The organism is Roseixanthobacter finlandensis, from assembly GCF_043195105.2.
GTDB lineage: Bacteria > Pseudomonadota > Alphaproteobacteria > Rhizobiales > Xanthobacteraceae > NCEH01.
In genome coordinates this window covers 4,229,656-4,251,591 of sequence record NZ_CM195536.1, presented here as the reverse complement: position 1 = coordinate 4,251,591, position 21,936 = coordinate 4,229,656, and the positions used below count along the sequence as shown (strand labels likewise).

The window sequence follows — 21,936 nt, the reverse complement described above, 5'->3', positions numbered from 1 at the left end:
CAAACGCTGTGCAGCTTTAGATGACAGGCCCGTCGCCGGGCATGGCCGAGGGACAGGCAAGATGAGCAAACACGTCGCAGTGCTGATGGGCGGCTGGTCGGCCGAGCGGGAAGTGTCCTTGCGGTCGGGCGAAGCCTGCGCCCTGGTGCTGGAGGCTGCCGGTTACCGGGTCACGCGGGTGGACGTGAAGCGCGACGTGGCCGAGGTGCTGGCCCGCCTGAGGCCCGATGTCGCCTTGAACGTGCTGCATGGCTGCCCCGGCGAGGACGGCACCATGCAGGGGATACTGGAAATCCTGCGCATTCCCTATTCCCATTCCGGCGTGCTCGCCTCGGCGCTGGCCATGGACAAGGCGCAGGCCAAGATCGTGATGGCGGCGGCCGGCGTGCCGGTGCCGTTCGGGCGGGTGGTCAGCCGGGCGGAAGCCGCGCGGGCCCATGTGATGGCACCGCCTTACGTGCTGAAGCCGGTGGCGGAGGGATCGAGCGTCGGCGTGTTCATCGTGCGCGAGGACCAGGCGCATCCCCCGCAGGAGCTGACGCGGGCCGACTGGCCCCATGGCGAAAGCCTGCTGGCGGAGCGCTTCATCCCCGGACTTGAGCTGACCTGCGCGGTGATCCGCGACGAGGCCACGGGCGTGATCGAGATCGAGTCCACCCAGGCGTTTTACGATTACGAATCCAAATATGCACCGGGCGGCTCACGGCACATTCTTCCGGCCCGTATTTTACCCGAAATTTACCAACAGGCGCGGATATTTACGCTCGCGGCACACAAGGCACTCGGGTGCCGGGGCGTCTCGCGTGCAGACTTCCGATATGACGAAAATGCCGGCGAAGGCGCCGGCCTGATCTGTCTGGAGGTCAACACGCAACCCGGCATGACAGAGACCTCGCTGGTGCCCGAACTGGCAGCCCACGCGGGCATATCGTTCGGCGAGCTTGTGACATGGATGGTGGAGGACGCGTCGCTGGATCGGTAAGGGAGCGCCCGCACGGGCCGCGCCCGGGCACGAACCCGCTTGTTTCGTCCGCCGGCCGCAAGCCGGTGCGGCCCCAGCCGATGCGCGAGCCCCCGCCGCCCAGCCGCATCGCCTTGTTCCTGCGCCGGATGACGGTGCGCCTTAGCGCCTCGCGATTCGGCCGGCGCGGCGCCGCTTTGCTCAGCCTCGCGGTGATCGGCGGCTTCACGGCCTATGGCGTGGTGCTCGGCGGCCATGTGGAGGAAGCCCACGAATTCGTCGTCGACATGGGGGACGCCGCGGCCAATATCGCCGGCTTCAAGATCGCCCAGGTCAATCTCTCCGGCCAGAATCACGTCACGCCGGCCGAAATCCTGGCGGCGGCCGGCATCAAGCCGACCACCTCCATCCTGTTCGTGAATGCGGACGAGACCCGCGCGCGGCTGGAAGCCATGCCCTGGATCGCCAGCGCCAGCGTGCGCAAGCTCTATCCCGACCGCGTCGACATCCATGTGGTGGAGCGCGAGGCCTATGCGCTCTGGCAGATGAACGGCCAGATCAACGTGATCGCCAAGGACGGCACCCCGATCGCCCCTTATTCCGACGATCCGCGCTATGTGAACCTGCCGATCGTGGTGGGCGAGGGGGCGCAGGAGCATGTGGGCGAGATCGTCGATGCGCTCGCCCGCGTTCCCGCCGTGCGCGACAAGGTGCGCGCCGCCATTCTGGTGGCCGAGCGCCGCTGGACGCTGAAGCTGCGCAACGGCATCGACGTGCGCCTCCCCGAAGGGCCGGTGGACGACGCGCTGCTCCAGCTCGCCGACCTCGACCGCGACAAGAAACTCCTCACCCGCGACATCACCATCGTCGATCTGCGCCTGCCCGACCGGGTGGTCGTGCGCCTGTCCGACGCTGCCGCCGATGCCCGCGCCCAGATGCTGAAGGCCCGCGCGAAGGCCAAGAAAGGAGGCGCCGCGTGAGACATCGGCTCGCACAAGGTTTCGCCCCGAAGATGCGTCCCATGCCGCCCAAGAAGAGCGGCATCATCGCGGTGCTCGATATCGGCACCAGCAAGATCGTCTGCGCCATCGCGCGCCTCAAGCCGCGCGGCGCCTCCGACGTGCTGCGCCGGCGCACCCATTCCATCGACGTGCTCGGCATCGGCCACACCCGCGCGCACGGCGTGAAGGGCGGCGTGGTCATCGACATGGCGCGGGCCGAACTGGCGATTCGCCAGGCCGTGGACATGGCGGAGCGCGCCTCCGGGGTGCAGATCGCCTCGGTGATTCTCGGTGTCTCCGGCGCGCGTCTGTCCTCGCAGCATTACGAGGCGGCGGTACGCCTCACCGCGCCGGCCGTGGAGGAATTCGACATCCGCCGCGTGCTGGAGGCCGCCTCCACTTATGCCGTGGGCGATGGCCGCGCCGTGATGCACGCCTTGCCCGTGGGCTATTCGCTGGACGGCCGGCGCGGCATCGGCGAGCCGTGCGGCATGCTCGGGCGCGAGCTGGGCGTCGACATGCACGTGGTGACGGGCGACCTCACCTCGCTGAAGAATCTGGTGCTGTGCGTGGAGCGCTGCCACCTCGGCATCGAGGCCATGGTCGCGGCGCCCTATGCGGCGGCGCTGTCCTCGCTCACCGACGACGAAATGGAACTCGGCGTCACGCTGATCGACATGGGGGCAGGCACCACCACCTTCTCCATCGTGTCCGGCGGGCACTGCGTCTATGTGGACGGCATCGCGGTCGGCGGCCAGCACATCACCAATGACGTCGCCCGCGGCCTGCCCGCGCGCCTCGCCGACGCCGAGCGCCTGAAGGCGCTGCACGGGGCGGTGGTGGCGGTGTCTTCCGACGATCACGACATGCTGTCGATTCCCGCCTTGTCCGGCGACGAACGCGACCATCCCCATTCGGTGCCGAAATCGCGGCTGGTGACGATCGTTAAGCCGCGCGCGGAAGAAATTGTCGAATTATTGCGCGATCGCCTCAAGGCCTCCGGGCATGGCGGCGACGCGGGCCGCCGGCTGGTGCTGACCGGCGGGGCGGCGCAATTGCAGGGGCTGCCGGACCTCATGGCGCGGGTGATCGGCCCGCAGGTGAGAATCGGCCGCCCGCTTGGGGTTTCACGCCTTCCGGAGGCCGCGCGCGGCGCGGCTTTCGCGGTGGCGGCGGGGCTTCTGGTCTATCCCCAGGTGGCGGGGCTCGAGCATTTCGAACCCCGTCGCCGACAGGCGGCCGGCGCGGAGGGCGGCACATATTTTGGCCGCGTCGGGCGCTGGTTGAGGGACGGCTTTTAGAGATGGTTAACGGTATTCCCCTTAACAAAGGGGAGAGCCACGGATTCGGACGGCGTGCCGGCGCCCAGGGCGCGATGGAGTGGGAACATGACGATCAACCTTCAGATGCCTGACATTCGGGAGTTGCGGCCGCGAATCACCGTGTTCGGCTGCGGCGGCGCCGGCGGCAACGCCGTCAACAACATGATCACCGCCGGCCTCACCGGCGTTGAGTTCGTGGTGGCCAATACGGACGCGCAGGCGCTGTCGCTTTCGAAGGCCGAGCGCCTGGTTCAGATGGGCGTCGCCGTCACCGAAGGCCTCGGGGCCGGTTCGCAGCCGGAAGTCGGCCGCGCCGCCGCCGAAGAAGTGCTGGACGAGATTCGCGACCATTTGTCCGGCTCGCACATGGTGTTCATCACCGCCGGCATGGGCGGCGGCACTGGCACTGGCGCTGCTCCGGTCGTGGCCCGCGCCGCCCGCGAGCTCGGCATCCTCACGGTGGGCGTGGTCACCAAGCCCTTCCACTTCGAGGGCCAGCGCCGCATGCGCGTCGCCGAGCACGGCATCAACGAATTGCAGAAGACGGTCGACACGCTGATCGTCATCCCGAATCAGAACCTGTTCCGGGTCGCCAATGAGAAGACCACCTTCGCCGACGCCTTCGCGATGGCCGACCAGGTGCTCTATTCCGGCGTTGCCTGCATCACCGACCTGATGGTGAAGGAAGGCCTCATCAACCTCGACTTCGCTGACGTGCGCGCCGTGATGCGCGACATGGGCAAGGCGATGATGGGCACCGGCGAAGCCTCCGGCGACAAGCGCGCCATCCAGGCCGCCGAAGCCGCGATCGCCAACCCGCTGCTGGACGAGACCTCCATGCGCGGCGCCGGCGGCCTGCTGATCTCCATCACCGGCGGCAACGACATGACGCTGTTCGAGGTGGACGAAGCCGCGACCCGCATCCGCGAGGAAGTGGATCCGGACGCGAACATCATCCTGGGCGCCACGTTCGACCAGTCGCTGGACGGCATCATCCGCGTATCGGTGGTGGCCACCGGCATCGACCCGGCCGTGATTCCCGAGCAGATCCAGTATCGCGGCGAAGTCACGCCCGACCTCCAGGGCCGCAAGATGTCCAACGCCGGCCGGGCCGCCGTGGAGCAGGCCCGCGAGGCCCAGATCCGCAGCGCGGTCGCGGCGATCTCCGCCGAAGACCTGATGGCGCTCGACAACGCCGTCTCGGCCCATCCCGCGCCCCAGGCGCAGCAGCCGGCGCCGCAGCGTTCGGTTGCCATCGACGAGGTGACGATCCGCGCCGCCGCGCCGAAGCCCTCCTTCTATTCCGAGCCCGAGCCGGCGCCCGCGCCCGCCCCGGTGGAGGACGAAGAGTTCGCGCCTTACATTCCGCCGCAGGCCCAGCGCCCCCGCGCGCCGCGCATGCCCCGCGTGGATGAACTGCCGATGCCCGCGCAAAATCAGATCCGCGCCCAGCGCGGTGAGCCCGCCGCCGAGCAGAAGCGCATGACCTTGCTCCAGCGCTTGGCCCACGTGGGCATGGGTCGCCGCGAGGATGAGCCCGAGGCGGCGCCCGCGCGCCGCGAACAGCCGAGCATGCGCGCTCCCGATCCGCGCGCGCCGCAGCAGAAGCCCGCCGGCCGTCCCGGCGAGCCGGTCTCGGAATTCGCCAAGCGTCCCCCGGCGCGGCCGGTGGCGGAGGTTCCCAGCCGCCATGCACCGCAGCACGGGCACGAGGAAGATCAGCTGGAGATTCCCGCCTTCCTGCGTCGCCAAGCGAACTGATTCGCCGGCCAAAGGCCCGGCGTCTGGTCACACGAAGTTACGCCCGGAGCACCCCTTCGGGCGTAAGTGTTTGATAACCAAGATTTTTTTTGTGACGCACTTGGTAACAGGCGGTAAGCAAGCGTGATTTGGCGCAGCGCAACGAGCCCGCTAGGTTGACCCTCGAAGCTTGCTTAACGCCGCTGGCGCGGAATGGATCCACACGGGTCCATCAAATTCCGGACCGGCGGCAAAATTAGGCAGGCGAGGTGAAACATTAGAGGCGGGAATACGGCGGCCCTTGGGCCGTGACGGTTTCCGGGGTCCATATGGCTTCCGAGATGCAGACCACCCTCGCTGGCGAAATCGCTCTTTCGGGCGTTGGCGTTCACGGGGGCATCGAAGCCTCTCTCACCCTGAAGCCCGCACCCGCAGACACCGGCATCGTCTTCATCCGCACCTTCGCCGACCAGGCCCCCCGCAAGATGGCGGTCTCGCGCCAGTCGGTGCAGGCGACCGACCTTGCAACCGTCCTCGGCGACAAGAGCGGCGCCCTCGTTTCCACGGTTGAGCATGTGCTCTCCGCTTTGTCCGGCCTCGGCGTGGACAATGCGCTGGTGGAAGTGACCGGCCCTGAGGTTCCGATCCTCGACGGCAGCGCCGGCCCGGTGGTCGCTGCCATCGACGAGGTCGGCATCGCCGTGCTGCCGGCGCGCCGCAAATATCTCAAGGTGCTGAAGCCCATCCGCGTCGAGAACGGCGCCTCCTTCGGTGAGCTTCTGCCCTATGACGCCGGTTTCCGCCTGGAAGTGGAGATCGAGTTCGATCATTCCGGCATCGGCCGCCAGCGCTTCGCCGGCAACCTGACCCCCAATGTGTTCCGCCGCGAACTGGCGCACGCCCGCACCTTCGGCTTCCTGAAGGATGTGGAGCGCCTGCGTTCCGCCGGCTATGCCCGTGGCGCCTCGCTGGAAAACACCGTCTGCCTCGGCGATGCCGGCATCCTCAACCCAGAGGGCCTGCGGTTTACGGACGAGTTCGTGCGCCACAAGGCGCTGGACGCGGTGGGCGATCTGGCGCTTGCCGGTATGCCCCTGATGGCCCGCTACCGCTCCTTCCGCGGCGGCCACAAGCTGAATTTCAACGTGGTGGATGCTCTGCTGGCGGATCGCTCGGCCTTCGCCGTGGTGGATGCCCCGGTTCGCGGCCGGCGCGAAGGCGCGGAACTCGCGGTCGGCGCCCCCGTCCTCGCCTACGCCCCGGAGCGCTGAGGCGCTGGGCTTGGGCATTCATGCGCGGCCCTGGTGCCGCGCCCCGTTTTCCCCGTCGTTTTACCGGCCCATGTTCGGGGTGCTATGCGGGCGAGGCGATCTTTGCCGGCGTCCCGCATTCTCGCGTCTACATCGTCGCGCCCCGGCTCCGCTGCGCCGCGTGCACCCGTCGCCGGCTTGACGTGCGCGCCCCCGCCCTTAAAACCCTAGCGAACCGGGTCGCGGAAACGCAATTGACGTCGCTTTGCCCGCGCCCGCCACATTGCCGACTGAAAGCGCCTTTAGCCGCGTAGTCTGCGGCGTTCTGCACGGAAGCCGACGGCTTGGGATGGAACCTTCACGTGATGCGCCTTTTCACTGACGCCGCTGTCCTGCGCACCCGGGCGGCCAGCTTGCTCGCGATCCTCTGCCTTGCCACCGGCCTTGCCGGCTGCGCCAGCACCAAGGACGATGTGATTCCGCCCGACGAGCCGGCCGAGAAGATCTACAACGAGGGGCTGACCCTCATGCGCAAGGGCGACCTTGTGGCCGCCGCCAAGCGATTCGAGGATCTCGACCGCACCCACCCCTATTCGGAATGGGCGCGCAAGGCGCTGCTGATGGACACCTATGTCTATTACGAGGCGGGCAAATATGACGAGGCCATCGCCGCCGGCAAGCGCTACATGGCGCTGCATCCGGGCTCCGATGACGCGGCTTATGCGAGCTACCTCGTCGCCTCCGCCTATTTCGACAATATCCCCGACATCACCCGCGACCAGAGGGCCACGCGCCAGGCGCTCGACGCGCTGGACGAGGTGATTCGCAAATATCCGAACACGGAATATGCCGCCTCCGCCAAGAAAAAGGTGGAAGTGGCGCGCGACCAGCTGGCCGGCAAGGAAATGATGATCGGCCGCTATTATCTGGAAAACCGCAATTACACCGGCGCCATCAACCGCTTCAAGGTGGTGGTCACGCAATACCAGACAACCCGGCAGGTGGAAGAAGCCCTGTTCCGCCTGACCGAAGCCTATATGGCGCTCGGCATCACCTCCGAGGCGCAGACCGCCGCTGCCGTGCTGGGCTATAATTTTCCCGATAGCCAGTGGTACAAGGACGCCTATAAGCTCGTGCAGTCGAGCGGCAAGCTGCCGGTCGAAAACAAGGGGTCCTGGATCAGCCAGGCCTTCAAGAAGCTCGGTCTCGGCTAGAATCCATGCTCTCCTCTCTCTCGATCCGGGACATCGTTCTGATCGAGAAGCTCGATCTGGCGCTGGCGGACGGCCTCACCGTCCTCACCGGCGAGACGGGCGCGGGAAAGTCTATCCTGCTGGATGCGCTGTCTCTCGCGCTCGGCGGTCGGGGCGATGGCGGCCTGGTGCGCCATGGCGAGGCGAAGGGGCAGGTGACGGCGGTCTTCGATCTGCCGCTCGCCCATCCCGCCCGCGCCATCCTCTCCGCTGCCGACATCGCGGATGAGGGCGATGTGATCGTCCGCCGCATCCAGATGGCCGACGGGCGCACGCGCGCCACCATCAATGAACAGCCGGTGAGCGTACAGACCTTGCGCGCGCTCGGCGCCCGGCTGGTCGAACTCCACGGGCAGCACGATGATCGCGCGCTGGTGGACCCCACCACTCACCGCACGCTGCTGGACGCCTTTGGCGGCCTTTCCGCCAAGACCGAGTCGGTCGCCCGTCTCTGGCGCGCCTGGCGCGCGGCGCTCTCGGAGGCCGGCGCCGAGCGTGCCCGGCTGGAAGAGGCGCAGAAGGAAGCCGATTTCATTCGCCACGCGGTGGAGGAACTCACCGCGCTCGGCCCCGAGGCGGGGGAAGAAGTCATGCTCGCCCAGCGCCGCACCACCATGATGCGGTCGGAAAAGATCGCCGGCGACCTCTCCGAGGCACTGGAGGCGGTGGGCGGCAGCGGCTCGCCCGTGCCCTCGCTCTCCGCCGCCGTGCGGCGGCTGGAGCGCCGCGCGGGCGAATCACAGGGCCTGGTCCGGCCGGCGGTGGAGGCCATCGACCTCGCCCTCGACGCGCTGGAGACCGCCCGATCGCATCTGGAAACCGCGCTTCGCGACGCCGCCTTCGATCCGCGCGAGCTCGAACGGGTGGAGGAGCGGCTGTTCGCTCTGCGCGCGGCGGCCCGCAAATATGGCGGCGCCATCGACGATTTGCCCAAGGTCGCGGCGCGATTCGCAGCCCAATTGGACGCCTTGAACCGCAGCGCCACCACGCTCGCGGCGCTGGAAGCCAAGGTTGCGGAAGCGGAGGACGCCTATCGCGGGGCGGCCGCCGCGCTTTCCGCCGATCGCAAGGCCGCCGGCGCCAAGCTGGATGCGGCGGTGGATGCCGAGTTGCCGCCGCTCAAGCTGGAGCGCGCCCATTTCACCGCCCGCATCGACAGCGATCCCCGCGCGCCCGGCGCGGAAGGCTATGACCGGGTGGAATTCTGGGTGCGCACCAATCCCGGCACCCGGCCCGGCCCCATGATGAAGGTGGCCTCGGGCGGCGAGCTTGCACGCTTCCTGCTTGCGCTGAAGGTGGTGCTGGCGGATCGCGGCTCCGCACCGACCCTGATTTTCGACGAGATCGACACCGGCGTGGGCGGCGCGGTGGCGGATGCCATCGGCCATCGCCTCTCGCGCCTCGCCGGGCAGGTGCAGGTGATCTGCGTGACCCATGCGCCCCAGGTGGCGGCGCGGGCGGGCCAGCATCTGCTGATTTCCAAGGCCTCCGCCGGCACCGGGAGGGACGCGCCCGTGACCACGCGGGTCGCGCCGCTCGATGCGCCGAACCGCAAGGAGGAGATCGCCCGTATGCTGGCCGGCGCCAGCATCACCCCGGAAGCCCGCGCGGCGGCGGAAAAATTGCTCCAGGCGGCTGCCGTTTCCGCGTGAGGCGGGTGAGCGGCGGTCTGCGCCTTCAATCCGCCGGCGGCTTGTTCTGGCGCAGGGTTTTCACCACGCCGCGCCGCTCCTTTGCCTCTAGCCGCCGTTCCTTCGAGCCGAGGGTGGGGCGGGTGGGCCGGCGGATCGGGGCGACATAGGTCGCCTCGCGAATCATCTCCACAAGGCGCTCCAGCGCGTCGGCACGATTGCGCTCCTGGGTGCGGTGGCGCTGTGCCTGGATGATGACGACGCCGTCCTGCGTCATGCGCTTGCCGGCGATGCGGATGAGGCGATGCTTCACGCCGTCGGGCAGATTCGGCGAGGCGAAGGCGTTGAAGCGCAATTGCACCGCGCTCGACACCTTATTGACATTCTGCCCGCCGGGTCCCGATGCGCGCACGAAGGCGAGTTCGATCTCGTCCTCGGAAATGGCGATGCGGGGGGTGATCTCAATCATGGCAAGCCCGGACGCGCGGAATGCTGCACCGGCCCGACAGCCGGCCGGCAGGCCCCAGCTATGGCAGAAAGCCGCGCCGCGCGACAGGCTTGCGCGTTCCCGCGCTGCCGGTTCCACGGTCGCCGGCCGCGCAAAGCACTGGAAAATCCGGCCTCGCAGCTCGGGGCGGCGCCGCGCTGGCAGCCCACCGACGCGACGAGCTCAGATGGCGTGGCGGTTCGCGGTGGGGCCGAAATGCTCCACATAGCGGGCGCTGATGATGGAGCGCGGCAGCACCACGAGCACGTCGGTGGTGCCGAACTGATGGTCCACCACCGCACCGTCGCCCACGAAGCCGCCGAGCCGCAGATAGCCCTTCACCAGGGGCGGCAGGGCATGCAGCGCCGCCTTCATGTTGATCTCAGCCTTGGGCATGCGATCCATGGGCACATAGCGCTTGTCGAGCGCGCGGGCGCGCCAGTCCTCGGGCGCGAGCGCGTTGTGGTGCAGGAACGAGAGCTGGAGCGCGAGCGCCTCGGGGTCGGTGCCCTCCAGGCTCGCGCAGCCGATCATCACATCGATATTGTTGCGCAGGATATAGGCCCACACGCCGTGCCACAGCAGCTCCACCGTGCGCTTGTTGCGATACGGCTTGAGCACGCAGGAGCGACCCAACTCCAGGAATTTGAGGCCCGGATGCGCGGCGACGATGCGGTTCACGTCGAACTCGCTCTGGGTGTAGAAGCCGCCATGGCGGTCCGCCACATCCTGCTTGAGCAGGCGATAGGTGCCGACGACCTTGGGCTTGCGGCGGCCGAGCACCATCTTTCCGGCTTCGTAATCCAGCACCAGCATGTGGTCGCAGATGGCGTCGAACGCATCCACGTCGCGCCGGGCGAGCCGGGCGGCGGCGTCGGGCACGGCGGACATTTCCTCGTAGAAGACCTTATAGCGCAGGCGCTGGGCGCGGCGCACGTCGCGCGCGGTGCGAGCGAGCCGCACTTCCAGCGGCCCGAGACGGCCGAGCACCACCGGCTCGCCGAACGGCACGGCCTCGCGGTGGCGGATGCCGGAATAGGCGCGGAAATCGGAGACCAGCTTCTGCGGGCCGTTCAGCGCCGGCTTGCCATCCGCGCGCGGCACGGGCGGCGCAAACAGCGGCGCGCCGAACTTGGCGCCGGGGAATTTGGCGAAGCCTTCCTTGGCCACGTCAATGCCGCGGCCCACCAGAGCCGGCCAGCTGAAGGGCTGCGGGTCGAGACCGGAACCGGACGGATCTTGGCGTTTCATGCAACGACCCCCTCCTCGGGCCGCCGCTGGACAACGGCGGTTCTATGGGATGCCGCGCGCCGTCCCAGACGAGCTCGAAACCGGGCGCGCGCATCGTGCGCGTTCATCCCGCGTGACCATCACATTCACCATAGTTTTCCTACGGCTATGTGACAATGGCAGATTGTGACACCCCGGTCCTGTCACATGACGGCGGTGGCGCATTGCAGGCTTTAGGGCCGCATGCTAGCGCGAGATGACGTAGGGCAATGGGGATTCGGGGGTATCATGTCTAAGGTTCGGTTTCTTTCGCGCGCGGCCGGCTGCGCGCTGGCGCTCAGCATGGCGTTTTCGAGCCTGGCCCAGGCCCAGGCGATGCCCACCCCCGCCGCCGTCACCGTCATCAACGTGCCCGGCGTCGGCGCGATGAATGTGCTGAGCTATCAGGCGCGCTTCGTTTCCGCCGATCCGGCCACCCGCCGCGTGGTGCTCGAAACCCCGAACGGCAAGCGCTGGGCGGTGATCGCCCCGCCGCTGCTGGGCGATGTCATGCTGCTCGCCAACAGCCGCAAGCTGCTGATCCGCGTGCTGCCCGGCCTCGTCACCGCGCTCGGGAAGGCCCATCAGGGCACGCCCGGCGTCGCGGTCTCCGAACTTGTGCTGAAGGACGGCCTGCCGGGCTGGCCGGAGGACTATGGCTTCCGGGAAGTCACCATCACCTCCATCCTGGTGAATATCGACAAGACCAACGGCACCATCAGCTTCGAGGGGCTGGACGGCGCGGTGCGCACGGTGAAGGCGGCCAATCCGCAGGTGCTGGCCGATCTCCAGAAGGTGGAACTGGGCGATTTGTGCCAGATCACCTATTACGAAGGCCTCGCCATCAACGCCATGTAGTTTCTCCCTCTGGCATCGCCGCGCGGCGGGCAGGATCGAGGGTTCGCCCGCGCGGGCAAGGGCTTGCGCGGGCAAGGGCTTGCGCGGGCAAGGGCCTGCGAAGCAAGAGTCTGCGGGCGCAAAAAGGTGAAACATAAGCGGCGGCGGCTCAGGCCGCCGCGCGCGAGCGGTCGGCCAGGGCACGATAGGCCAGCGCCTCCGCCAGATGCCGGCGGCCAAGGCTTTCCGCCCCGTCGAGGTCGGCGAGGGTGCGGGCGACCTTGAGCACCCGGTGATAGCCGCGCGCCGACAGATTCATGGCGCTGGTGGCATCGCGCAGCAAAGCGAGCCCACCGGCATCGGGCGCGGCGACCACCTCCAGAAGCGGGCCGGTCGCCTGGGCATTGGTGCGGATGTCGGGCCGGTCCAGCGCGGCGTAGCGCTCCACCTGGAGGGTGCGCGCGGCGGCGACCCGCGCCGCCACCTCCCGCGAGCCCTCGGCCGGGGCGGGCAGCACCAGATCGGCGGCGGTGACGGCCGGCACATCCAGATACAGGTCGATGCGGTCGAGGAACGGACCGGAAAGGCGCCCCTGGTAATCCTCCTTGCAGCGCGGCCCGCGCTTGCAGGTGAAGCCGGGCTCGCCCGCATGGCCGCAGCGGCAGGGGTTCATGGCGGCGATCAATTGGAACCGCGCCGGATAGGTCACGCGGTGATTGGCGCGGGCGATCAGCACATCGCCGGTTTCCAGCGGCTGGCGCAGGGAATCCAGCACCTGGGGCGAGAATTCCGGCAATTCGTCCAGGAACAGCACGCCGTGATGGGCGAGCGAGACCTCGCCCGGCTTCGCCTTCGCCCCGCCGCCCACCATCGCCGCCATGCTGGCGGAATGATGCGGGGCGCGGAATGGCCGGCGATCCACCAGGGCGCCGTCCTGGATCGCGCCCGCCACCGACGCGACCATGGAGACGTCCAGCATCTCCGCCGGCGAGAGCGGCGGTAGGATGGAGGGCAGGCGCTGGGCCAGCATGGATTTGCCGGCGCCGGGCGGGCCGACATAGAGCAGATTGTGACCGCCGGCGGCCGCGACCTCGAGCGCGCGCTTGGCGGTTTCCTGGCCCTTCACGTCCCTGAGGTCGAGGTTCGAGCTTCCGGGCGGGCGCAGGCGCGGGTCCGGCCGGGCGAGGATCTGCCGGCCCGTGACATGGTTTGCCAATTGGATCAGCGAGATGGGGGCGAGAATCTCCATGTCCGGGCTGGCCCAGGCGGCTTCCGCGCCGCAGGCGCCGGGGCAGATGAGCCCGTGTCCGCGGGCATTGGCGCCGATCGCCGCCGGCAGCACGCCCGCCACCGCGGCGATGGACCCGTCGAGCCCGAGTTCGCCCACCACCGTGAAGCCGGCGAGCGCATCGCCCGGAATGGCGCCGATCGCCGCCATCAGCCCGAGCGCGATGGGCAGATCATAATGGGAGCCTTCCTTCGGCAAATCGGCGGGGGCGAGATTGATGGTGATGCGCCGCGCGGGCAAGGCAAGCCCCGAGGCGATCAGGGCGGCGCGCACGCGCTCCTTGGCTTCGGTCACGGCCTTGTCGGGCAGGCCGACGATGGTGAAGGCCGGCAGGCCCGGCGCCACATGCACCTGCACATCCACCGGCCGTGCGTCCACGCCCTCGAACGCCACGGTCGCCACACGCTGGATCACGCTTCAGCCCCCCGGCTTGCCCCTGCGACCCAAGGTAGTGGAGGGCGCCCGGCGGCACAAGAACATATTGGGAACACCGCGTTTATGCGCCCTTTATGAAAAGCCCACAGGTTCGCGATGGCACGCTTACGGCGGGCGGCGGGATAACAGCGGCCGTGAGGACCGACCCATGACCCAATCGCATTATGTCTCCCCCGCCGCCTTTCCCGCCCCGCACGCCCGCCCGCTGCCGCCGCAGCAGAGCCGAGGCGTGCGCCGGCCCGGCCCGCTCGCCCGCATGGCGCTGAAGGCGGCCTTCCTCGTGCCGCTGCTGGTGCTGGCGTTCGTGCTTCACGCCCTGCTGGGCTGAAGGCGGCCCCGCACCCCGATCACATCCCGCCGGCCCTGGAGGTCGAACCATGACCCACATTCAGTCCTTGTCCCCCAAGTCCCGCCGCGAGGGCGCGCGGGAGGCCGAACCAAGCCTCGGCTGGGCCGAGTGGGGCAGCCTGGGCAATGGCCGCATCCTTCCGTTCACGCGCGCCTCCGTGCGGGATGCGGCCCCGGTCTGCGTCCGCGCGCTGCTGGTTGCGTTTGCCCTGGTGTGCATCATTGCTATGGTGCGGTGAGAGCGCCCGCCGCGCTCCTCTTCCGCGCTGCCCTTCCGCGCTCGCGCGCGCAACCGAAGCCTTGCATCATGACCAATCTCAAAGAAGGCGACCACGAGCGCCTCGTCTCCGCCCAGTTCAGCCCGCAAGCCGCAGCTTATGTGGCGAGCGCGGTCCATGCGCAGGGCGCCGATCTTGATGCCCTCGCGCAGATGATGGTGGGCCGCGGCGCGGCACGGGTGCTGGATCTCGGCTGCGGCGGCGGTCATGTGAGCTTCACCGTGGCGCCCCATGTGGCGCGGGTCGTCGCCTATGACCTGTCGGACCGCATGCTGGAGGCGGTCGCCGGGGAGGCGCAGCGGCGCGGCCTCGCCAATATCGAGACCGCCTGGGGCGTGGCGGAGGAATTGCCGTTCCCCGATGCCTCCTTCGATTTTGTAGTCTCGCGCTTCAGCGCCCATCATTGGCGCGATCTCTCGGCGGGGCTGACGCAGGCGCGCCGCGTGCTGAAGCCGAATGGGCGGGCCATTTTCATGGACGTGGTCGCGCCGCCGAGCGATGTGCTGGACACGTTCTTGCAGACCATCGAGCTTCTGCGCGACCCCTCCCATGCCCGCGATTTCGCGGTCGGCGAATGGGTGGAGCGCGCGCAGGCGGTGGGGCTGGCGTGCCAGTCGGTGACCGAAGGGCGGCTGCGGCTGGAATTCTCCTCCTGGATCGCCCGCATCAACACGCCCGATCTGCACGTGGCGGCGATCCGTTCGCTGGAAGAACTGGCCACGCGCGACGTGCGCGCCCATTTCGAGATCGAGGCGGACGGCTCCTTCACCCTCGATACCGCGACGCTTGTGTTCGTGCCGGTCTGACGTCTATTTCTTCTGACCCAGCAGCAGATGGCCCTGCTTCTGGATCAGCGCCTTGGCCTTTTCCGCCATCAAATGCAGCAGCCAGGGCAATTCCACGGAGAGATGCACGGCGGTGTCCGCCACGTCCAGCGTGCCGTGGGCGGTATGGCCCAGCACGCCGACGCGGAATTGCAGGTGGGAATCGGTCCAGGTCTCTTCCATCACCTGCAATTTGTCGCCGAATTTCGACCGCACGCTGGTGAGCCCGCCCTGGAGGCGGCGCGTCGCCTCCCCCTTGCCGAGCTTGTGGGGAATGGAGACGGTCAAGGGCTGGGGCATGGCGGGTACCTCGGCTGAGCGGACGGCAGGGCGCGATCAGGCGCCCCGCTTTTCCTCGATCTTGTCCCAGATCTGCGCGGCGATATCGGGGCCGCCGAGCCGCTTGATGGCGCGCAGCCCGGTGGGCGAGGTCACGTTGATCTCGGTCAGATTGCCGTCGATCACGTCGATGCCCACGAACAGCAGGCCGCGCGCGCGCAGCTCCGGGCCGATGCGCTTGCAGATTTCCTGCTCGCGGTCGGTGAGGTCGGTGGGCTTTGCCGCGCCGCCGCGTACCATGTTGGAGCGCAGATCCCCTTCGCTCGGCACGCGGTTGACCGCGCCAGCGGCTTCCCCATCCACCAGGATGATGCGCTTGTCGCCGTGTTTCACGGCCGGCAGGAAGCGCTGGATCACCCAGGGCTCGCGGAAGGTGACGGCGAAGAAATCATAGAGCGAGCCGAAATTCAGGTCATCGGCGGTCAGGCGGAACACCGCGCCCCCGCCATGGCCGTAGAGCGGCTTCATCACCACATCGCCGAACTCGGCCCGGAACGCCTTGATCTCGTCGAGGTCGCGGGTGATCAGGGTGGGCGGCATCAGCTCGGGAAAATCGGTGACGAAGATTTTTTCCGGCGCGTTGCGCACCTGGGCGGGATCGTTCACCACCAGCGTCTTGGGGTGGATGCGCTCCAGGAAATGGGTGGAGGTCACATAGGCCATGTCGAACGGCGGGTCCTGGCGCAGCAGCACCACGTCGTAATCGGTCAGCGACACCCGCCGCTTCTCGCCCAGGGTGAAATGCTTGCCCGCCTCGTCGGCGACGGTCAGCGGCTCGACGGTGGCGAACACCTTGCCGTCGCGCATGGCGAGCTGGTCGGGGGTGTAGTGCACCAGCGCGTGGCCGCGCTTCTGGGCTTCGAGCAGAAGCGCGAACGTGGAATCGCCGGCAATATTGATGCGGGCGATATGGTCCATCTGGACCGCGACCTGAAGGGCCATGGAAATCTCCGGCGGGGCGCCCGGCTAAGGCGTGTCGAGCCTTATCTATAGGCGCACCCGCCTTGCCGCCAGACCGGCGCCGTGCGGCTCTTGACCCGGACGCGGATTTTCCGCACCCGTGCGCCCAGCGCGGCGGGCGAGGGGGACGAGACGATGCGGCGAACGGGCGTGGCGCTGGCCGCGATCTGCATGCTGCTTTCGGGTGGATCGGCGTTCGCCCAGGGCGCGCCTGCGCCCGCGGCCCCGTTCCAGGCCGAGCCGGCCTTCCAGCCGCGCATCGAGCGGGTGAAGGTGGGCGAGATCGAGATGGGCTATTATGCCCGTGGCGACGGCGCGCCGTTGGTGATGATCATGGGGCTCGGCGCCACCATGGCCGACTGGGACCCGGCGCTGCTCGAAGCGCTGGCCCATGACCGCACGCTGATCGTGATCGACAATCGCGGCTGCGGCTTCTCCTCGGATACGGCGCAGAATCACACCAGCATCGCGCAGATGGCGGACGATGCCGCCGGCCTGGTGCAGGCGCTCGGCTATGGGAAGGTGGACCTGCTCGGCTATTCCATGGGCGCCATGATCGCGAGCCAGGTGGCGATCCGCCATCCGCAGATGCTGCGGTCGCTGATGCTGCTGGCGCCGAGCCCCGGCGGCAGCCATGAGGTGCCGCCCGCGCCGGGCGTGCTGGAGGCGATCGCCCACCATACGCTCGCGCTGCCGCAGGTGCTGGCGCTGTTTTTCCCGGAAGACCCCGCCGGCCAGGAAGCTGGCCGCGCCTTGGTTCTGCGCGCGGTCGCCGGCCGCAAGGCGGGCATCGTTCCCGCCGCGCCGGCCTGTTCGGATGAGACCGGCAGCCGGCAAATGGAGGCGCTGCGGCAGTTTTCCGCCTCGGGTGCCAATTATGACGCATTACCCGCCATCGCCACGCCGACCCTGGTGATGGGCGGGCGCGCGGACAAAGTGTTGCCGCCCGCCAATGCGCGGACGGTGGCGCAGCGCATCCCGTTCGCCTGGAGCGCTTATTTCGAGGGGGGCCATCTGTTCTGGGCCCAGAGCCGCGCCCAGGTGATCGCAACCCTGCGCGCCTTCCTGCAATAAGGCGCGCCGCCCTTACGCGCCGCCCTTACGCGTCAGCGTCGAACGCCCCCGGCAGATGCTCGGCCGCGCCATCGAGGCCCAGCAGGATCGCGTCGAACCGCATGTCGAGCCCGCCGAGCGCGGGATTGACGGCCAGATAAGCCTCGGCGGCGGCGGCGATGCGGCGCCTCTGGCGCGGAAGGACGGAGTGCGCGGCCTGGACGAGATCCGCCCGCAGCTTCACTTCGCAGAACACCAGGAGCGTCGCATTGCGCGCCACGATGTCGAGTTCGCCGGCGCCGGTGCGCACCCGGCGGGCGAGGATCGCAAAGCCCTGCGCCTCCAGCAGCGCGGCGGCGCGGTCTTCGGCGGCAAGGCCGCGCGCATGGGCCGCCTGCTTCTTCCGACGGGCCGGGGTATCCGCCGGCGGCGCCTTTGGCTTCTTGATCTTGACCGGCGCGGTCATGCCTCGTCGGGCGCCTCTTCACCGCTCTCGCCGGCCTGGGAGAGCGCGAGCGCTCGGGCATAGACTTCGCGCTTGTGCCGGCCGGTGAGGGCGGCGACGGCGGCCACCGCATCCTTCAGCGAATGTTCCGCGAGCGCGCGGGCAAGCGCCGCATCCACGTCGTCATCCTGCGCCGCCTGCTCCACAGGCGGGCCGACCACGAGGACGATCTCGCCCTTGGGATCGCGCTCGCCGGCATATTGGGCGGCCAGCTCCGGCAGCGGCCCGCGCCGCACTTCCTCGAATGTCTTGGTCAGCTCGCGGCATACGGCGGCACGGCGCGCACCGAGAATCTCGGCGAGGTCGGCGAGGCTCTCGGCGAGGCGCGGGCCGGTCTCGTACAGCACCAGGGTCGAGGGAATGCGCGACAGCTCGGTGATGCGGTTGCGCCGCTGGCCGGGCTTGGGGGGCAAAAATCCGTCGAACAGGAAGCGGTCGGTGGGCAGGCCCGCCGCCACCAATGCGGCGAGCAAAGCGGAGGCGCCGGGCAAAGGGAAAATGCGATGGCCGGCCTCGGCGACCTCCACCACCAGCTTGTAGCCGGGATCGGAGATCAGCGGCGTTCCGGCATCGGAAACCAGCGCCAGCGCCTGCCCGCCGGCAAGCCGTGCCAACAGTTTCGGGCGCATGGAGGCGCCATTGTGGTCGTGATAGGAAATCAGCGGCACGTCGATGCCGTAGCGGTCCGTGAGGCGGCGCGTCATGCGCGTGTCCTCGCAGGCGATGATGTCCGCGCCGGCCAATGTTTCCAGCGCGCGCACCGTGATGTCGCCGAGATTGCCGATGGGGGTCGCCACCACATGCAGGCCGGGCGCGAGGCGTGCCGCGGGCAAGATGGTGCCGGCAAGGGTGAAGGAGCGGGGGCGATCGGCTGGAAGAGTCATGGCTCCACCTTAACCCAGCCACGCCGCCCGTTGAAATTCGCTCCGCGCACGCCGGGCGGGAAAACGCCGGAGGTCCGGCCCGATCGCCCATCAGGCGGCGACCGGGCGATCCCGGAACGGCGCGCAAAAGACCGGAGCTTGCGGGAAATGTTTCACGTGAAACATAGACTTAGCGCGGACGAACAGTGGTTTCGTGGGGCTTGGCGGGGGCTCTTTCGCGGAAGAAACCGCCCTTTCGGGCGAAGGTTCGCCGCAGATGAATCCGGCCGTGCGATCCCGCGCCGGGACGGCTGGGATGGAACGCCGCGCGGTGTCCTAGGTCGGATCGACATTCAGCGGCCTGGTGGATCGTCGAGGCGCCGGACGGCAGGTACGCGCGATTGTCTTTCTTTCACCAGCCGTCATGGCCGGGCGTGTCCCGGCCATCCATGCCGGGCCGACTGCGCGGACCTTGAAGAGCCGGTACCAGCGATGCCGCGTGGATGCACGGGACAAGCCCGTGCATGACGGTGCTCTGCTGCAATCGCGCCAAGCATGAATGTCGATCGGCCCTAGTCCGCCCGGCGCCGCCGGGCCGGTGTTCAGGCCCAATAGAGGCGGGTGGGGTTTTCCGCCAGGATTTGCCGGCGCAGGGCCTCGGTCGGCAGCCAGCGGCCGGCGAGATCCACCAAATCGGCGGTGTCGGGCATGGCGTCCCAGAGTTCGGAATGGGGCCAGTCGCTGGCCCAGAGCAGGCGGTCGGGCCGGGTGGCCACCAGCGCTTCCACCAGGGGCAGCAGGTCGTCGAACGGCGCGCCGATCCGGCTGGCGCGATAGGGCGCCGAGAGCTTCAGCCACAGCCGGCCGCTCTCCAGCAGGCGCAGCAGATTGACGAAGGGTGCGCTCGACGTGCCGAGCCGGGGGTCCGGCAGGCCGAAATGGTCCACCACCAGGGGCACCGGAACGGCGGATAACAGATCGTCCAGCTCGGCCAATCGCTCCAAGGAGGTCTGAAGCTGGATGTGCCAGCCGAAGGGCGCGATGCGGGCGGCGAGCCGGGGGACATCCTCCAGCTTCAGGCCGCCGGGATTGCGGGCATTGACGCGGATGCCGCGCACGCCTTGGGCATGCAGGGCCGCAAGCTCTGCCTCCCCGGTTTCGGGCGGCACCACCACCACGGCCCGAAACCGCTCCGGCGCGCGGGCCATGGCATCGAGCTGGGCGCGATTGTCGGTGCCATAGACGCTCGGCTGGATCAGCACCGCGCGGGCGATGCCCGTGTGCGCCATCATCGCGAGATAGTCTTCGAGCGTGCAGAGCTGCGGCGTGTAGTTGCGCGCCTCCGCCAGCAGATAGTCGGCCCGGGAGCCGAATATGTGCATGTGGCAGTCGCAGGTGCCTTCGGGCAAAGCGAAATCCGGTGCCCGCGTGGGCGCGCGCGGCGGCAGGCAGAGCGGGGCGTATGCCGGCTCCGCTCCCGCTGCCGCCCCCATCCCCGCCCCGTCCGTCGCGCTCATGCGCCGCCGACCCCGCCGCGCCGCAGGAAGTCGAAGTCGCAACCTTCGTCGGCCTGGAGCACGCTGTCCACGAACAGCCGGGCATAGCCGCGCTCGGGCAGGGCCGCAGCCGGCTGAAGCGCGAAGGCGGCGCGCCGCGTCTCCAGTTCGGCTTCGTCCACCAGCAGGTCGATGCGCCGGCCTTCCACATCCAGGCGGATGCTGTCGCCGCTCTTCACCAGGCCGAGCGGCCCGCCGGCGGCGGATTCGGGCGTCATGTGCAGCACGATGGTGCCGAAGGCGGTGCCGCTCATGCGCGCATCGGAAATGCGCACCATGTCCTTCACGCCCTGGCGCGCGAGCTTCTTCGGGATCGGCAGATAGCCCGCTTCCGGCATGCCGGGCGCGCCCTTGGGGCCGGTGTTGCGCAGCACGAGCACATCCTGCGGCGTCACGTCGAGGTCGGGATCGTCCACGCGCGCCGCCATGTCCTCCACCGATTCGAACACCACGGCCCGTCCGGTGTGCTGAAGCAGGGCCGCGCTCGCCGCCGCCTGCTTGATGATGGCCCCGCCGGGGGCGAGATTGCCGTAGAGCACGGCCATGGAGCCTTCGGCCTTGATGGGATTTTCGCGCGAGCGGATCACATCCTGGCCCGGCACCTCCTCGGCCCGCGCCACGACGTCGCGCAGCGTGCCGCCGGTGAGGGTGGGGGCGTCGAGATCGATCAGATCGCCCAATTGCTTCAACAGCTTGGGTAGGCCGCCGGCGTGATGGAAATGCTCCATGTAATGGGCGCCCGAGGGCTTGAGATCCACCAGCACCGGCACCGTGCGGCCCAGCTCGTCCAGCGTGTCGAGGTCGAAGCCGTATTTCGTGCGATTGGCGATGGCGGTGAGATGGATGATGCCGTTGGTGGAGCCGCCGATGGCCTGGAGCACCACGGCGGCATTGCGGAACGCCGTGGGGGTGAGCAGTTCGCTCGGGCGCGGGCCGTCGGAAACCGCCATCTGCGCCGCGACGCGGCCGCTCTCCTCGGCGAGGCGGATGCGCTCGGCGTGAGGGGCGGGGATGGTGGCGCTCATGGGCAGCGACAGGCCCATGGCCTCGGTGATGCAGGCCATGGTGGAGGCGGTGCCCATGACCATGCAGGTGCCGACCGAGGGGGCGAGGCGGGAATTGACGGTCTCGATCTCCACCGCGTCGATCTCGCCGGCGCGATGGGCGCTCCATAGCCGGCGACAATCGGTGCAGGCGCCGAGCACCTCGCCCTTGTGATGGCCGACCACCATGGGGCCGACCGGAATGACCACGGTGGGCAGATCGACGCTGACCGCCGCCATGATCTGGGCCGGCAAGGTCTTGTCGCAGCCGCCGATCACCACCACCGCGTCCATGGGCTGGGCGCGGATCATTTCTTCCGTGTCCATGGCCATGAGATTGCGCAGGAACATGGAGGTGGGATGGGCGAAGCTCTCGTGGATCGAGATGGTCGGGAACACCATGGGCATGCCGCCCGCAAGCATGACGCCGCGTTTTACCGCTTCCACCAGCGCCGGCACGTTGCCGTGGCAGGGATTGTAGTCGCTATAGGTGTTGGTGATGCCGATGATCGGACGGTCGAGGGCATCGTCCGAATAGCCCATCGCCTTGATGAAGGCCTTGCGCAGGAACAGCGCAAACCCCTCGTCCCCATAGCTCGTCAATCCCTTGCGCAGCCCCTTGGCCATGCTCGTTCTCCCATTGGCCGATCGTCGCGCCGACCCGACGGCACCCTATCCGTGACTTCCATATTG

The 21,936-nt window shown here is 68.6% G+C and carries 21 protein-coding genes; 12 read left to right on the top strand and 9 right to left on the bottom strand.

Annotation, left to right across the window (positions count from 1 at the left end; translation table 11 throughout):
* Positions 1-61 precede the first annotated feature (61 nt).
* The 7 genes from V5G24_RS19940 (at position 62) to recN (ending at position 9,179) form a co-directional block, all read left to right on the top strand.
* Positions 62-982, top strand: a complete 921-nt coding sequence (locus V5G24_RS19940; RefSeq protein ID WP_394084937.1) for a D-alanine--D-alanine ligase — start codon at positions 62-64, stop codon at positions 980-982.
* An 80-nt stretch (positions 983-1,062) separates the two neighbouring features.
* Positions 1,063-1,941, top strand: a complete 879-nt coding sequence (locus tag V5G24_RS19935; protein ID WP_394084938.1) for a cell division protein FtsQ/DivIB — start codon at positions 1,063-1,065, stop codon at positions 1,939-1,941.
* Between the two features lie 32 nt (positions 1,942-1,973).
* On the top strand, positions 1,974-3,263 hold the full coding sequence (gene ftsA, locus V5G24_RS19930; RefSeq protein WP_394085124.1) for a cell division protein FtsA: 1,290 nt from the start codon (positions 1,974-1,976) through the stop codon (positions 3,261-3,263).
* Positions 3,264-3,350: 87 nt separating this feature from the next.
* Positions 3,351-5,045 carry a cell division protein FtsZ gene (gene ftsZ / locus V5G24_RS19925; RefSeq protein ID WP_394084939.1) on the top strand — a complete coding sequence of 565 codons (1,695 nt, stop codon included), beginning with the start codon at positions 3,351-3,353 and terminating at the stop codon, positions 5,043-5,045.
* A 308-nt stretch (positions 5,046-5,353) separates the two neighbouring features.
* Positions 5,354-6,295, top strand: a complete 942-nt coding sequence (gene lpxC / locus V5G24_RS19920; protein ID WP_394084940.1) for a UDP-3-O-acyl-N-acetylglucosamine deacetylase — start codon at positions 5,354-5,356, stop codon at positions 6,293-6,295.
* 344 nt (positions 6,296-6,639) lie between these two features.
* Positions 6,640-7,488: an outer membrane protein assembly factor BamD gene (locus V5G24_RS19915; protein ID WP_394084941.1), complete on the top strand. Its 849-nt coding sequence runs from the start codon at positions 6,640-6,642 to the stop codon at positions 7,486-7,488.
* A 5-nt stretch (positions 7,489-7,493) separates the two neighbouring features.
* Entirely contained in the window at positions 7,494-9,179 is a 1,686-nt protein-coding gene (recN, locus tag V5G24_RS19910) for a DNA repair protein RecN (RefSeq protein ID WP_394084942.1), read from the top strand.
* Between the two features lie 25 nt (positions 9,180-9,204).
* Here the strand turns inward: recN and arfB are convergent, their stop codons facing one another.
* Together arfB and olsB are read right to left on the bottom strand one after the other, a co-directional pair.
* Positions 9,205-9,627: an alternative ribosome rescue aminoacyl-tRNA hydrolase ArfB gene (gene arfB, locus V5G24_RS19905; RefSeq protein WP_394084943.1), complete on the bottom strand. Its 423-nt coding sequence runs from the start codon at positions 9,625-9,627 to the stop codon at positions 9,205-9,207.
* A 201-nt stretch (positions 9,628-9,828) separates the two neighbouring features.
* Positions 9,829-10,896, bottom strand: a complete 1,068-nt coding sequence (gene olsB / locus V5G24_RS19900; protein ID WP_394084944.1) for a l-ornithine N(alpha)-acyltransferase — start codon at positions 10,894-10,896, stop codon at positions 9,829-9,831.
* 267 nt (positions 10,897-11,163) lie between these two features.
* Here olsB and V5G24_RS19895 point away from each other — a divergent pair, with 267 nt between their 5' ends.
* Positions 11,164-11,772 (top strand): hypothetical protein, encoded by a 609-nt coding sequence (locus V5G24_RS19895; protein ID WP_394084945.1) that lies wholly within the window; start codon positions 11,164-11,166, stop codon positions 11,770-11,772.
* Positions 11,773-11,920: 148 nt separating this feature from the next.
* On the opposite strand, the gene V5G24_RS19890 is transcribed toward V5G24_RS19895, so the two are convergent.
* Complete coding sequence (locus tag V5G24_RS19890; protein WP_394084946.1) at positions 11,921-13,453, bottom strand: YifB family Mg chelatase-like AAA ATPase; 1,533 nt, start codon at positions 13,451-13,453, stop codon at positions 11,921-11,923.
* A 169-nt stretch (positions 13,454-13,622) separates the two neighbouring features.
* Between V5G24_RS19890 and V5G24_RS19885 the strand changes: the two genes are divergently transcribed.
* From V5G24_RS19885 to V5G24_RS19875, 3 genes are all read left to right on the top strand, one after another.
* Complete coding sequence (locus tag V5G24_RS19885; RefSeq protein ID WP_394084947.1) at positions 13,623-13,802, top strand: hypothetical protein; 180 nt, start codon at positions 13,623-13,625, stop codon at positions 13,800-13,802.
* Positions 13,803-13,851: 49 nt separating this feature from the next.
* Positions 13,852-14,061, top strand: coding sequence for a hypothetical protein (locus tag V5G24_RS19880; protein ID WP_394084948.1), 210 nt, complete (start codon positions 13,852-13,854; stop codon positions 14,059-14,061).
* 68 nt (positions 14,062-14,129) lie between these two features.
* The gene (locus V5G24_RS19875) at positions 14,130-14,906 is read left to right on the top strand and encodes a class I SAM-dependent methyltransferase (protein WP_394084949.1); all 777 of its coding nucleotides are present in this window, start codon (positions 14,130-14,132) and stop codon (positions 14,904-14,906) included.
* Between the two features lie 3 nt (positions 14,907-14,909).
* On the opposite strand, the gene V5G24_RS19870 is transcribed toward V5G24_RS19875, so the two are convergent.
* Positions 14,910-15,224 (bottom strand): polyhydroxyalkanoic acid system family protein, encoded by a 315-nt coding sequence (locus V5G24_RS19870; protein ID WP_394084950.1) that lies wholly within the window; start codon positions 15,222-15,224, stop codon positions 14,910-14,912.
* Positions 15,225-15,260: 36 nt separating this feature from the next.
* Complete coding sequence (gene gshB / locus V5G24_RS19865) at positions 15,261-16,205, bottom strand: glutathione synthase (RefSeq protein WP_394084951.1); 945 nt, start codon at positions 16,203-16,205, stop codon at positions 15,261-15,263.
* A gap of 153 nt (positions 16,206-16,358) precedes the next feature.
* Between gshB and V5G24_RS19860 the strand changes: the two genes are divergently transcribed.
* Entirely contained in the window at positions 16,359-17,297 is a 939-nt protein-coding gene (locus tag V5G24_RS19860) for an alpha/beta fold hydrolase (RefSeq protein WP_394084952.1), read from the top strand.
* Positions 17,298-17,322: 25 nt separating this feature from the next.
* On the opposite strand, the gene V5G24_RS19855 is transcribed toward V5G24_RS19860, so the two are convergent.
* The 4 genes from V5G24_RS19855 to V5G24_RS19840 form a co-directional block, all read right to left on the bottom strand.
* Positions 17,323-17,742 carry a YraN family protein gene (locus V5G24_RS19855; RefSeq protein ID WP_394084953.1) on the bottom strand — a complete coding sequence of 140 codons (420 nt, stop codon included), beginning with the start codon at positions 17,740-17,742 and terminating at the stop codon, positions 17,323-17,325.
* Positions 17,739-18,665: a 16S rRNA (cytidine(1402)-2'-O)-methyltransferase gene (rsmI, locus tag V5G24_RS19850; RefSeq protein WP_394084954.1), complete on the bottom strand. Its 927-nt coding sequence runs from the start codon at positions 18,663-18,665 to the stop codon at positions 17,739-17,741. Before rsmI ends, V5G24_RS19855 begins: the two co-directional genes overlap by 4 nt.
* A 581-nt stretch (positions 18,666-19,246) precedes the next feature.
* Positions 19,247-20,161 carry an amidohydrolase family protein gene (locus tag V5G24_RS19845; protein ID WP_394084955.1) on the bottom strand — a complete coding sequence of 305 codons (915 nt, stop codon included), beginning with the start codon at positions 20,159-20,161 and terminating at the stop codon, positions 19,247-19,249.
* On the bottom strand, positions 20,158-21,870 hold the full coding sequence (locus V5G24_RS19840) for an IlvD/Edd family dehydratase (RefSeq protein ID WP_394084956.1): 1,713 nt from the start codon (positions 21,868-21,870) through the stop codon (positions 20,158-20,160). The genes V5G24_RS19845 and V5G24_RS19840 overlap by 4 nt, the downstream gene beginning before the upstream one ends.
* Between the last annotated feature and the right edge of the window lie 66 nt (positions 21,871-21,936).